Raw genomic sequence first — 13,348 nt, 5'->3', positions numbered from 1 at the left:
CGGTATTACTCTAGCGGGAGTTAGGAATGGGTGTCAAGATAAAAAATGATGCAATGCATTGCATTAACGTAAGTTACGTCGATCAACAACTTACGTAAAAAGATTTTTTACGGATACACACTTTTTAACAAAGTGGTGTAATTAAAAAAGGAGGCAGTGCCTAAAATGAGGGAGGTTGTATTAGATAAGTTGTCGGGGGATCATGAAAGCGCTACGGTGGTTTTTTGGTATGTCGAAGAAGGGGATCGCATTAAAGAAGGGAAAAAATTCGTCAAGTTAAGTATTGAAGGAAAACCCTTTAACTTTACTTCTCCTACCACGGGGATTGTGAATGAGATTTATTGTAGCGAAGGAGAAGAGGTCAGACTCGAGGATGTGCTTGCTACGATTGATGAGGAAGAGGGAGTTTCTGAGGAAGACGATGATGATGAAGTCGAGGAGATGGAGGATATAGGTTGAAAAGGGTTCTGCTCTTTTATATCTCGGTTAATTCAGGGCATCACATGGCTGCAAAGTCGATTGAAAATGCCCTTCTTAGATTAGACGATCGACTCGAGATTTTGAATGTGAATGCTTTAAATTATATTAGTCCTTTTCTTGAAAAGTTGGTGATTAAAACTTATATGGGAGTTGTTAAAAATACTCCTGAACTGTGGGAGTATCTTTACGATAATTCTCTCGTGAGAGAAAAAATTTCTAAATTCAGAGATCTGGCACATCGAATCAATTCAGCGAGACTTCTCCAACTTGTGAATGAATTTCAACCCGATGTCGTTGTCTGTACTCAAGCCTATCCTTGCGGTGTTCTCGCCTCCTATAAATCAGCTCAGAATATGGGTTGTCCGATTGTTGGAATTCTGACAGATTATGTGGCTCATGCTTACTGGGTTTTAGAGGGAATAGATTTATTTGCAGTTCCGACCGAGATGACCAAAAAACAAATGGTGGAAAGAGGAGTTTCACCTCGGAAGATTCAGGTTTTAGGAATTCCCGTGGACCCCATTTTTAGTCGTAAGATGGATCGTAGACTTTTGAAATCATGGCATGGAATTTCTGAAAGTGAGACTGTTATTTTGATTATGGGGGGAGGACAGGGACTGATTCCGATTAGGGAAATTGTCATGGCACTTCAAGAGGTTCAATCGCCGATTCATGTGATCGCGGTCACGGGTCGCAACCGTTCTCTAAAAAATAAGCTTGAGGCTGTGAAAAAGAAATGTCGGACTCCTTTGACTATTTATGGTTATGTAAATGAAGTTGACATTCTCATGGAAATGGCAGATCTCATCATCAGTAAGCCAGGGGGATTGACCAGTTCTGAGGCATTGGTGAAACAGCTTCCCATGCTGATTTTTAAACCTTTGCCAGGTCAGGAATCCAAAAACTGTGAATTTTTAGTGGAGAATAAAGCGGCATTAAAGATTGATCAAATCGATGAAATTCCTAAAGTGGTGGATGATCTTTTAAATAACCCCACACGTCTTGAAGGTATGAAGCAAAAAATTGAGTGTTTAAGAAAGCCTCAGGCAGCGATGGATATTGCAAAAGCTCTTTTTGAGATTTCAAGTGCGTCCGTTTCTGTTTTATAAATTTCTCGAAATTATTTTGAAGCTCTTTCCTTTTTCTTGGAGCTTGCGATTTATTCCTTTTCTTTTTAAACTTGGATCATCCTTTACCTTTCAAAGTAGAAAGGTTGTTGAAGAAAATCTTCATACCATCGGTCTTTCTCCTTCTCTTCAGAAAAATGTGAATAAAGTTTTTGAAGCCTTTGGGCGTTATCTCGTTTTTTTTCTAAGTCCATTTCGTTTTAAAGAATATTGGATCAAACAGATTCAGGTTCAAGGGTTGGATCATTTGAAAAGGGCTTATAACGAAAGACGGGGTGTGATTATTCTTTCAAGCCATCTTGGAAATTGGGAGATGGCGGTTCATAAAACGCTTAAAATGGGTTTGGAAGTGAGTGCTGTGTTTTCTGAACATTTAAATCCCCAGTTAGAGACCCTTTTTAGCCGTCATAGAAAAAGGGAAGGACTTTCTGTTATTTCTTGGAAGAAAGATGCGACAACCCAATGTCTTCAAGCCCTTAGAAAAGGCCGATTATTGGCCATCGCGGGTGATATTGATTTTACAAAAACAGGAGTGGATACAATCTTTTTTGGGAAAAAAACAAAGATTCCCAAGGGACCTATTGTTCTTGCGAAGCGTACAGGGGCTTTGATTGTTCCTGGGGGATATCTTTGGAATGAAAGAGGGGGAGATCTTTTTTTTGATGAAGCGATTGATCCTAAGGGGCTTTCTGAAGAGGAGTTGGGTGCTCGGGTCACAAGGGCGTTAGAAAAAATGATTTGCTTAGATCCTACGCAGTGGCTTTGTTTTGAGAGAGTGTGGAAATAAAATAGGGATATCCAGTGAAACCTATTTGCATCTTGATTCCGGCTTATCATGAAGAGGTAGAGATCGGTGAGGTGGTCCGACAAGCACGGTTCTATGGAGATGTGGTGGTTGTTGATGACGGTTCGTCTGATCGAACCGGAGGGATCGCGACTTCAGCGGGTGCAATTCTTCTTCGACACTCAAAAAATTGTGGAAAAGGGGCTGCTCTTTTAACAGGCCTTCAATATTTTTTGAAAGGGTCATGGGAGGGAGTGATTTTGATGGACGGGGATGGTCAACATTGTGCAGACGAGATTCCAAAATTTTTGGAAGCGGCTCGTAACCCTTCTATCATGATGGTGATTGGGAATCGAATGTATCAAACTCAAAAAATGCCATGGATTCGAGTTGCAACCAATCTTTTCATGTCAAAAATTTTGTCTTGGATAGCGGGTGTTTGGGTTCCTGACAGTCAATGTGGTTTTCGATATTTGAAACGAGTTTTGGTAGAGAGAATGCATTTAAAGGCTTCAAAATTTGATATTGAATCAGAGATGTTTCTAGAGGCTTCATCTATTACAAAAGAAATTAGATCTGTATCTATCGTTTCGATTTATGGAAATGAAAAGAGCAAGATTAGACCGCTTCCCGATACCTTCAGATTTCTAGGTTTGCTGGTTCGTTTTTTTATCGAGAAAAAATTTTTAAGACAAAATAATTATTAGAAAAAATATTTTATGGAAGACAAATATATCAAACAGCGGGAAAGAATGGTTGATGACCAATTAATAGCAAGAGGTATTAAGGAGATAAGAGTTTTAGATGTTTTTCGTTCTATTCCTCGACATCTTTTTGTGAATGAGTCTTATCGTTCGCAAGCTTATGAGGATTGGCCCATTCCGATTGGGGAGGGACAAACCATTTCGCAGCCCTACATCGTAGCTGTCATGCTTGAACTTTTGAAACTCAGGGGTCACGAAAGGGTTTTAGAGGTTGGAACCGGATCCGGGTATCAAACGGCTCTTTTAGCGACTTTGGGATGTGAGGTTTATACCATTGAACGGATTCCATCTCTTCAGGAATCGGTTAAGACTATTTTAAAGAATTTAGGATTGCAGAATATCTATTTTAAAGTGGGCGATGGCTCACAAGGCTGGGAAGAGTATGGACCTTATGCGGGGATCATTGTGAGTGCAGGGGCTCCGGAGACTCCACAGCCGCTACTGGACCAATTGGAGGAGGGGGGGAGATTGGTTATTCCCCTAGGAGAACGCTCATCCCAGCGTTTAATGACTTTTACAAGAAAAGGTCAGGGGTTTGTTCAAAAAGATGTGATGGGATGTGTTTTCGTGCCTTTGCTTGGAGATCAGGGTTGGAAGGAATGAATACAGGTGATATACTGCCTAGGCTGCTGGCCTGAGTATTTAGTGAGCGTAAATTTTAAAATCAAATATCAAACATCAAAATGACATATTAAAATCCAAAATTTCTAATACTATTGCAGGGGAGACATTTTAAGTTTTACATTGTCATTTTGGGTTTTGATTTTTGGATTTTGATTTTCAACGGGATGTGGCTCAGCCTGGCTAGAGCGCCTGGTTCGGGACCAGGAGGCCGGGAGTTCGAATCTCCCCATCCCGACATTTTTCAAGGTTCAATTTGAGGTATGCGTGGATCATTCTAAACTGGCTTTTCCGATTGAAGGATTAGATGATCTTATTTCTCTTAGGCATTCCAATCCCCACCAGATTTTGGGAGTGCATCTTACTCCTCGTGGCGTTGTAACCAGAGTTCTTCGACCTGACCTTTCGGGTCTATTCCTTTTAAGGAGTGGATTTTCTCCTCAGCCTTTCATTCAAATAGATCCCATCGGTTTTTTTGAGGTGCTTATTGCGGATGAAACAGAAATTTTTTCTTATGAACTTGAGCTTCATCCTATCGGTGGAAAAATTTCTAGAATACATGATCCTTATTCTTTTCTTCCTACACTCGGCGAATTAGACCTTCATCTTTTTTCGCAAGGGAGGCATCACCGTCTCTACGATAAACTGGGAAGTCATGTTCTTGAGTGGAGGGGTGTATCCGGAATTACTTTTACCGTATGGGCCCCTAATGTAGCCAGTATCAGTGTTGTAGGAGATTTCAATGGATGGGATGGCCGATTTCACATGATGCGGTGTCTTGGGACGTCTGGAATTTGGGAGCTTTTTATTCCGGGGATAAAGTCAGGTGTCTTCTATAAATATGAAATTCGCACTCTCGATAGCGAACTCATTCATAAATCAGATCCTTACGCACAGGAAATGGAAATGCCTCCCGGAACCGCTTCAGTGGTTCATCATTCGACTTATAAATTTGAGGATCATCAATGGATGGAAGCTCGTAAATCTCAAAATATTTTACGTCGTCCCATTTCTATTTATGAAGTCCATTTGGGATCCTGGAGGCGTGTCCCCGAAGAGGGGAATCGTCCTTTGAGGTATCGGGAAGTAGCACCTCTTCTAGTCGATTATGTTTTAGATTTGGGATTTACCCATGTTGAATTTCTTCCTTTAATGGAGCATCCCTTTGGCGGATCTTGGGGTTATCAGGTGAGCTCGTATTATGCGCCTACTTCGCGTTATGGAGCTCCAGATGATTTTCGATTCCTTATCGATTATTTGCATCAAAAGGGGATTGGGGTGATTTTGGATTGGGTTCCCGCTCATTTTCCAAAGGATTTATTTGCCCTGGGGCGTTTTAATGGGACTGCACTCTATGAACACTTAGATGCTCGGCAAGGGGAACATCCCGATTGGGGAACATTCATCTTTAATTATGGACGTAATGAGGTCAAAAATTTTCTTTTGGCCAATGCCCTTTTTTGGTTATCAGAATATCATGTGGATGGACTGCGTTTAGATGCGGTGGCGTCGATGTTGTATCTCGATTATAGTCGCAAAGAGGGAGAGTGGGTGGCGAATCAACAAGGGGGAAGGGAAAATTTAGAGGCGATTGATTTCTTAAAAGAATTAAATGAAGTGGCCCATGCTGAGCATCCAGGTATTTTAATGATGGCTGAAGAATCGACTTCTTGGCCAGGGGTGAGCCGGCCGACTTATACGGGAGGTTTGGGGTTCGGCTACAAATGGAATATGGGATGGATGCATGACACACTCGTCTATTTTGGAAAAGACCCGATTTACCGGCGGTATCATCAAAATCTTCTCACCTTTGGGTTTTTGTATGCGTGGACAGAAAATTTTATTCTTCCTTTTTCTCATGATGAAGTGGTTCATGGCAAAGGATCTCTTTTAACAAAAATGCCCGGGGACCGCTGGCAAAAATTTGCTAATTTAAGGACTCTTTTTGCGTATATGTGGTCTTATCCGGGGAAAAAACTCACTTTCATGGGATGTGAGTTTGGGCAATGGAATGAATGGAATCATCGCCAGAGTTTAGACTGGCATGTTTTATGGGGAGAGGAACATTCGGGGCTGCAGAGGCTCATACGCGATATGAATCGTATTTACAAAGGAGAGCCAGCGCTCTGGGACGCGGATGGGGAACCATCTGGTTTTCAATGGATTGATTTTAATGATGTAGATGCAAACGTCATTGCTTTTATTCGTACCGCATCAAATCAGGAACGACAACTTATTTCGATCTGTAATTTTTCACCGACTGTTCGACAAAATTATCGATTGGGACTCCCTCGGCGGGGTTGGTATTCTGAAATTTTAAATACCGATGCTGCTTGTTATGGAGGAAGCAATGTTGGAAATAGAGGAGGGATCTGGGCAGAAGAGATTCCCTGGCAAGGCCAGCCATTTTCTGCTAATTTTCATCTGCCGCCCTTGGCGGTGATGTGGTTTGAGGTACCAAAATGATTTCGGATTTTGGATCTCGAATATCGGATTTAAAAGATAAGGGCGTTATTTTTTGAATCATTATTCCTAAAATTCGAAATCCACAATCCGAGATCCGAAGTTGCTTTTTTGGGATCCCTGATTAAAACTTTAGGGATAAAACACCGAGTCATTTTCATGGTTGTCTTAGGAAAAACTAGGTCATGAATGGTCTTCTTCAAAATATTGGAATTTCTGTAATTGCTGCGACCTTGATGGGGATTCTGGCTCATCGCCTTCGCCAGCCCATTATATTGGGTTATTTGGTCGCGGGTGCTTTCATTGGTCCTGAAGTTGGATTTAAATTGGTCTCGGATCCGGCCAGTATTGAAATTATTTCTGAGTTAGGACTCATTCTCCTTCTTTTCATCATTGGACTTGAATTAAATCTTCAAAGAGTGATTGCTTCTGGAAAACAATTGTTGATGGTAGGGGTGGGGCAATTTATTTTTTGTGTAGTGATCGGTCTATTGGTTTTTCCTCTTTTGGGGTTTGGGATCAAGGGACCCCATCTTTCAGGACTTTATCTTTCCCTTTTATGTGCCCTCAGCAGTACAGCCATTGTGGTCAAATTACTCTATGACAAATTTGAATTTGATACCCTTCCAGGGCGTTTAACCCTCGGGATTTTAATTATTCAGGATTTGTGGGCCATTTTGATTTTGGCTGTTCAGCCCAATTTTGCAAATCCTCAATTGGGATTATTGGCCTTTGCAATTTTGAAAAGTGTTATTCTTTTGGGCGCAGGATTTCTTTTAAGTAAATTTGTCTTGAGCCGTGTTTATGAGGGAATTGCCAAATCTCCAGAAATGGTGGTTGGAATTTCAATCGGGTGGTGTGCCCTGATCTCTTATGCTGCAGGGGCCCTAGGGCTTTCCCGAGAGATGGGTGCTTTGATTGCGGGACTTTCTATTTCTACCTTTCCTTATAGTATTCATGTCACGGCAAAGGCCCTTCCTTTAAGGGATTTTTTTCTGACTCTCTTTTTTGTTTCTTTGGGAATGAAGATTGTTGTCCCGCAAATCAGCATGATTGCAGGTAGCTTAGGGATTGTTGCCTTTGTGATTTTGTCCCGATTCTTAACCGTTTATCCTCTCCTAATGGTTTCAGGGGCGGGGCGGCGAACCAGTTTTATCACGAGCCTCAACATTGCACAAATCAGTGAATTTTCTCTTGTCATTGCCTTGTTGGGAGTGAGCTATGGACATATCGATTCAAAATTTATGGCCACGATGATTTATGCCATGGCCTTTACTTCCGTTTTTTCTTCTTATGCCATTAAATATAATCACTCGATTTTTACCCGATTTAATCGGTTGATGCTTAAGCTTGGGTTTAAAGGGAAAAGGGGGCTTAAAGAATTAGAAGAAGAAAGAGTGAGCTATGGCATTATCGTCTTGGGATTCCACCGAGGCGCAAAATCCCTGGTCGAAATGTTGGCCCAAAGAAATCCTGCTTTACTAAGTCAGATGTTGGTGATTGATTTTAATCCAGAGGTTTTAAAAGAACTTAAAAAAATGAATATTGCAGGTATTTTCGGGGATATTAGCAGTATCGATACTTTAGAACATGCCCATATTGATGAGGCTCAGATTATTTTATTGACCATTCCGGATATGCTTTTGAAGGGGACCAACAATTTGAAACTTGTAAAGGCTTGTCGTTCTCTTTCTCCCAATGCGGTGATTGTAGCAACGGCTGATTCGACCGATCAGGTTAAAAAGCTTTTAACGTCTGGGGCCAATGAAGTACTGCTTCCCTACACGATGGCGGGAGAATTTTTGGCCAATTTTTTAGAGGGGAAATTCCGATGAAAGATCACTTCAATATCACTCATTTTTATAAATATCATGCCCTAGGCAATGATTATATTGTGATCGATCCCAATAAGGCCAAAATTGAATTAACTCCCGAGCGGATTCAACTCATTTGTCACCGAAATTTTGGAGTGGGCTCAGACGGAATTCTCTATGGTCCTGTTCTCAAGGGAAAAGAAATTCATTTAAGGATTTTTAATCCGGATGGCAGTGAGGCTGAAAAAAGTGGGAATGGCATTCGCATTTTTTCAAAATACCTTTTTGAAGAAGGATATGTGACTTCAAAAAAATTTGGGCTAGAAACGTTAGGGGGAAAGGTTGAAGCTGAAATTTTAGACGATGAAGCAAAGAGCATTAAAGTCAATATGGGAAAAGTCACTTTTGAGAGTGAGTGTATTCCCGTATCGGGCAAGGCTCGAATGGTTATTCGTGAATCTCTTGCGTTAGGGGATAAGAGCTATGAAGTGACCTGTCTTTCGATTGGAAATCCTCACTGTGTGATTCCCTTAAAATCAATTTCAAAAAAACTTGCGATGGAATTGGGTCCTCAAGTTGAGAATCACTCAATATTTCCAAAAAGAATTAACATGCAACTTTTGCAAGTTCTAGATCGGGAAAATATTCAAATTGAAATCTGGGAGAGAGGGGCGGGCTATACCCTTGCCTCAGGATCGAGCAGTTGTGCAGCGGCGAGTGCGGCTTATAAGCTGGGACTTGTGGATTCTTCAATCAAAGTTCATATGCCTGGGGGTGTGATTGGCGTGGATATTTCGTCCTCTGGACATGTTTTTATGACAGGGGCCGTGTCGAGCGTGGGAGAAGGGATGTTTTCCAAAGAATTTTGTGAAAAAATTGGAATAATAAAAAATTTGTAACAGTTTGGATGGTTGCAAAAGCAATCATGATAGAGTGTGTACCAAGAGGGAAAGAAATTGCTTTTTGCCGACACGTGAATTTTTCCCCCCGAGGAAAATTCACTCGGCGACTCGGCCTCCTCGGTTCGACTATTCGTCTAACCCCCATGGTCGGAGGCCTCGTCAACGGTCTTCAAAAAGCAATTTCTTTCCCTCTTGGGTTCATGTCGAGTCAATGGATTAATTAAATGAACACCAAATCATTACATTATACATGGGAGTGGCAGCTTGCCTCGTCTCCTGAAAGCTTATGGCCTTGGGTTTCAGATACCAACCGTTTTAATTTTTTGGTCGGACTTCCGGGGGTGGAACCCACTTCTTCAAATGGTTCGGATGAGTCTAATAAGCGTTGGAGATTTAAAATGAAAGGTGTCGAGATCGAATGGGAGGAAAATCCATTCGAATGGATTTTCCCGAGACGTTTTGGAGTGGTTCGTCGTTATTCAAAAGGGCCAATGACTCAATTAAAGGTTTTGGTAGAGCTTGATCCTCAATTAAATGGGGGGACCCATCTTAAATATGGAATGTGGATTGAGGCAAGATCATTCATCGCTCAGGCTTTTATTTCACTTCAGATGAGGTATTTGACCTTTAAAAAATTTTCTCAAGTCATCCATCAATATGATCTTCGAGCTTCTCGAAAGACGGATTTTTTAAATTCTCCTGTCAAGGTCAAATTTGTTGATGGGGGTCAAAAACGTTTAAAAATTTTGAAGGCGAAACTTTTTCAAGAAAAGGGATTTGAATCACTTGTAGAACGGTTCATCGATGTCATTGAAAAGTCCGATGATCTCTCGCTTTCAAGGATTCGTCCCTATACCCTAGCCGATGATTGGAACGTTCCCCGTCGATCCGTTTTAGAGTTGTGTCTTCTGGCAACACGTGAGGGTTTATTAGAATTTCAGTGGACTTTGCTTTGTCCGATGTGTCGGGGTGGAAAAGCACATTCTTCTTTAAAAAATATTGAATCAAAAGCTCATTGTGGCGGCTGTCATATTGATTTTGAACTTAATTTTGAACGTTTGGTTGAACTTACGTTTCGTCCCAATCCTTCCATTCGTCAAGTGGAGACGCGTGAGTTTTGTATTGGAAGTCCTCAACGTACGCCGCACATTGTGGCTCAGCAGTTGATTCCTGCGCAAGAAAAAAGAAATTTATCCTTGGTTCTTGAAAAAGGGCGTTATCTTTTGAGAGCTTACAAAGTTTCAGGTGGCCAATTTGTAGAGGTGAGTGAGGGAGGAAAATATAATATTGAAACAGTCCTTTCAGAAATAGGCTGGCCTCAAGAAGAATTAAGTCTTAATCCATCGGTCGAATTTAAAATGGTCAATCAAACACGACAAGAGAAACTTTTTGTATTGGAACGCCTCGCCTGGACTGATCAGGCGGCTACTGCAGCTGAGGTGATTTCGCTTCAAAAATTTAGAGATCTTTTTTCTAAAGAGGTTTTGAGACCCGATCAACAAATTTCGGTAGGGAGTTTAACCATTCTTTTTACTGATTTAAAAAGTTCAACGCAACTTTATCGAGAAGTAGGGGATGCCTCTGCTTTTGGCTTGGTGATGAATCACTTTGATGTTTTGAAAGAAGCTATTGCCGAGGAAGGTGGAACCTTGGTTAAAACCATTGGGGATGCGGTGATGGCTGTTTTTCGAAGGCCCATTGGTGGCATTCGAGCTATTTTGAAGGCCCAAAATCTTTTGAGTTCTCCCTCTCAAGATCGTCAAGCGCTTGTTTTAAAAGCAGGTCTTCACTATGGTCCATCCATTGCTGTTACCTTGAATGAACGGTTAGACTATTTTGGTTCGACTGTGAACATGGCTGCTCGATTGGAACATCTTTCCTTGGGAGGGGATGTTGTGATTTCCCAAGCGGTTTTGAGCGATCCAGAAGTCAAGGAGTGGGTTGAACATTCCAAAGAGAGTTTTCATCTAGAATCGATTGATGCCCAATTGAAAGGATTTGGCGAAGAGCGCTTTGGCTTGTGGAGGATTCGACCATGAAAACGAGTCCATAGTCTACGGTCTATAGTCGATAGAAAAAGGCAGCGCTCAAAAAAGTTCAAACCCTTCTTCTTTTCTTTATTTGGAAAAGTGGGTAGAAAATAGTAAAATCAAGTTTTATGGCAAGATATTTTGCGTTAATGAATCAATTTAAAAGGAGGTGAATATGGCTACGGTTCAAATGATCAAGGTAGGGGATAAGGCTCCGGATTTTAAATTATTCGATCAAAATAAAAATGAAGTTTCTTTAAAGAATTTTAAAGGCCAGTGGATTGTCCTTTATTTTTATCCAAAGGACAGCACCCCAGGTTGTACGAGAGAGGCCATTGGTTTTACACAGGATTTGGTGGATTTTAAGAAATTGAATGCCGTCATTTTAGGTGTCAGTCCTGATTCAATTGAGAGCCACTGTAAGTTTATTGAAAATGAAAAATTGAAAGTGACACTTCTTTCAGATCCAGAACACAAACTTTTAGAAAGTTATGGGGCGTGGGGACTCAAGAAGAATTATGGGAAAGAATATTTTGGAGTCATTCGTAGTACGTATTTAATTGATCTCAAAGGTAATGTTGCTGCTTTTTGGCCGAATGTCAAAGTGGACGGACATATAGAAGAAGTGAAAGAAAAATTGATGGAGTTAGAGGGGGAGAAGGTGAGTTCTGGAAAGTAAAATGATGCGTCAAGTTCATGCCTTTTTTTCTGGAAATGTTCAGGGCGTTGGCTTCAGGGCGACGGCTGATCATATTGCGCGGGAGTTACCCGTAACGGGTTTCGTCCGTAATTTAAGGGGTGGAAAGGTGGAACTTGTGATAGAGGGAGATGAGGAAATTTTAGAGAATTTTCTTCAGAGGCTTCGCAGAAGTTTTTTGTCAAAGTGTATTTATGGCATGGAGGTGCGCTGGCTGGAGGCGACAGGTATATTTCAAGACTTCTCAATTCGGTATAGCTTGTAGAAGCTATATCAAAAATCAAAAATTAAATATCAAAATGACATATTAAAATTTAAAATGGTTTTGCAGTTTAAAAGGGTAGATGCTGGTTTATGTGTTTCAGAAGTTTTTCATAAATCTCTACCACAATTTTGATTTTTGATATTTGATTTTTGATTTTTTTCTGGATCACTATGCTTTACGCGATTCTCTCTGATATTCATTCGAATTTGGAAGCTTTAGAAGCTGTCTTGAAAGATGCCCGAGATGAGGGAGTGAGTCATTTTCTCTGTCTGGGGGATATTGTTGGCTATGCGGCAGATCCGAGCATTTGCTTGAAAAAGGTTCGAGACTTGGCGGAAGTTGTTGTGGCAGGGAATCATGATTATGCGGTTTCGGGTAGGCTTGGGCTTGATTGGTTTAATCTTCGTGCCCGTCGAGCGATTGAGTGGACAAAAGATCAGTTAGATCAAGAAGAAAAAAATTATTTAGGGGCTTTACCTCTGGTCCGTTCTTCGGGGTCCTTTTGCCTGGCTCATGCTACGTTATCTGATCCAGAAAATTGGAAATATCTCTTAAATGAGGAGGACGCGTTTCGAGAGTTTAAACTTCTTCGAGAAAAGATTCTTTTCATTGGACATTCACATGTTCCCGTTGTTTTTTGGTCTGAGGAGGGAGAAATTCAAGGAATAAAGTCTCCTCCTGATTTTAAATTGGAAGAAGAGATTCAATATATTGTCAATGTAGGCAGTGTAGGACAACCCAGAGATTTAGATTCTAGAGCCTCCTACTGTCTTTTTGATTCTCAAACTTTTTCGGTATATTTTCGCAGGGTTGAATATGATTTTCGGGTGACTCAGAAAAAAATATTAAAGGCGGGTTTGCCTTCTTTTTTAGCAAAAAGATTGGAAATAGGGCGGTAATATTTTTAGAAAATTTGTGTGGAGACTCATGTGAAGCTTTGGTTTAGGCGTTTGTGTGTTTTGCTTTATTGTATTCTTATTTTTATTCTTTCAAGCCAAGCCCATCTTCCTCGCTTGCTTGAACCAGAAAATGCGGATAAGTTTGTTCATTTTATTGAATATGGAGTTTTGGCATTTCTTTTTTATCGGATGATTTTGCTTGAACGCTTGTTTTTTTTAAGGAGTCGGCCATTTATTTTGAGTTGGTTTTTTACAGCAAGCTATGGCTTTTCGGATGAGATTCATCAGTATTTTGTACCGCACCGCTCTTGTAGTTTGATGGACTGGCTTGCGGATGCTGCTGGGGCAGCGATTGTGTTAGGGGTGATGGCGATAAGGATGAATCAATTCAAAATGCAAAAGTCAAAATGCAAAATGACAGATCAAAATCTAAAATAACTTTTAGGATAATGACATAGATCAATTTTGAATTTTAATATGTCATTTTGATTTTTGATGTTTG

13 protein-coding genes and 1 tRNA gene are annotated in these 13,348 nt (G+C 40.8%); all 14 read left to right on the top strand.

Features of this window, described 5'->3' with window-relative positions; all coding sequences use genetic code 11:
• Positions 1-165 precede the first annotated feature (165 nt).
• The 14 genes from HYS07_00650 (at position 166) to HYS07_00585 (ending at position 13,284) form a co-directional block, all read left to right on the top strand.
• Positions 166-459: a hypothetical protein gene (locus HYS07_00650; GenBank protein MBI1869683.1), complete on the top strand. Its 294-nt coding sequence runs from the start codon at positions 166-168 to the stop codon at positions 457-459.
• The gene (locus HYS07_00645; GenBank protein ID MBI1869682.1) at positions 456-1,589 is read left to right on the top strand and encodes a hypothetical protein; all 1,134 of its coding nucleotides are present in this window, start codon (positions 456-458) and stop codon (positions 1,587-1,589) included. Before HYS07_00650 ends, HYS07_00645 begins: the two co-directional genes overlap by 4 nt.
• Positions 1,567-2,394: a lysophospholipid acyltransferase family protein gene (locus HYS07_00640; GenBank protein ID MBI1869681.1), complete on the top strand. Its 828-nt coding sequence runs from the start codon at positions 1,567-1,569 to the stop codon at positions 2,392-2,394. The genes HYS07_00645 and HYS07_00640 overlap by 23 nt, the downstream gene beginning before the upstream one ends.
• A gap of 14 nt (positions 2,395-2,408) precedes the next feature.
• Positions 2,409-3,098: a glycosyltransferase family 2 protein gene (locus HYS07_00635; GenBank protein ID MBI1869680.1), complete on the top strand. Its 690-nt coding sequence runs from the start codon at positions 2,409-2,411 to the stop codon at positions 3,096-3,098.
• Between the two features lie 12 nt (positions 3,099-3,110).
• Positions 3,111-3,758, top strand: a complete 648-nt coding sequence (locus tag HYS07_00630) for a protein-L-isoaspartate(D-aspartate) O-methyltransferase (GenBank protein MBI1869679.1) — start codon at positions 3,111-3,113, stop codon at positions 3,756-3,758.
• Positions 3,759-3,939: 181 nt separating this feature from the next.
• A tRNA-Pro gene (locus HYS07_00625) sits at positions 3,940-4,014 on the top strand.
• Positions 4,015-4,043: 29 nt separating this feature from the next.
• Complete coding sequence (gene glgB, locus HYS07_00620) at positions 4,044-6,242, top strand: 1,4-alpha-glucan branching protein GlgB (GenBank protein ID MBI1869678.1); 2,199 nt, start codon at positions 4,044-4,046, stop codon at positions 6,240-6,242.
• 182 nt (positions 6,243-6,424) lie between these two features.
• Entirely contained in the window at positions 6,425-8,074 is a 1,650-nt protein-coding gene (locus HYS07_00615) for a cation:proton antiporter (GenBank protein ID MBI1869677.1), read from the top strand.
• Positions 8,071-8,952, top strand: a complete 882-nt coding sequence (locus tag HYS07_00610) for a diaminopimelate epimerase (GenBank protein MBI1869676.1) — start codon at positions 8,071-8,073, stop codon at positions 8,950-8,952. Before HYS07_00615 ends, HYS07_00610 begins: the two co-directional genes overlap by 4 nt.
• 227 nt (positions 8,953-9,179) lie before the next feature.
• Positions 9,180-10,994, top strand: coding sequence for an adenylate/guanylate cyclase domain-containing protein (locus HYS07_00605; protein MBI1869675.1), 1,815 nt, complete (start codon positions 9,180-9,182; stop codon positions 10,992-10,994).
• Between the two features lie 181 nt (positions 10,995-11,175).
• Positions 11,176-11,664, top strand: coding sequence for a thioredoxin-dependent thiol peroxidase (gene bcp / locus HYS07_00600; protein ID MBI1869674.1), 489 nt, complete (start codon positions 11,176-11,178; stop codon positions 11,662-11,664).
• Between the two features lies 1 nt (position 11,665).
• Complete coding sequence (locus HYS07_00595; protein ID MBI1869673.1) at positions 11,666-11,947, top strand: acylphosphatase; 282 nt, start codon at positions 11,666-11,668, stop codon at positions 11,945-11,947.
• Positions 11,948-12,117: 170 nt separating this feature from the next.
• Positions 12,118-12,846: a metallophosphoesterase family protein gene (locus HYS07_00590; protein MBI1869672.1), complete on the top strand. Its 729-nt coding sequence runs from the start codon at positions 12,118-12,120 to the stop codon at positions 12,844-12,846.
• 30 nt (positions 12,847-12,876) lie between these two features.
• Positions 12,877-13,284 carry a VanZ family protein gene (locus tag HYS07_00585; protein MBI1869671.1) on the top strand — a complete coding sequence of 136 codons (408 nt, stop codon included), beginning with the start codon at positions 12,877-12,879 and terminating at the stop codon, positions 13,282-13,284.
• The last annotated feature ends 64 nt before the right edge of the window (positions 13,285-13,348 follow it).

It is taken from the genome of Chlamydiota bacterium, assembly GCA_016178055.1.
In the GTDB taxonomy this organism is placed as follows: domain Bacteria; phylum Auribacterota; class JACPWU01; order JACPWU01; family JACPWU01; genus JACOUC01.
This window is presented reverse-complemented; position numbering and strand designations above follow the sequence as displayed.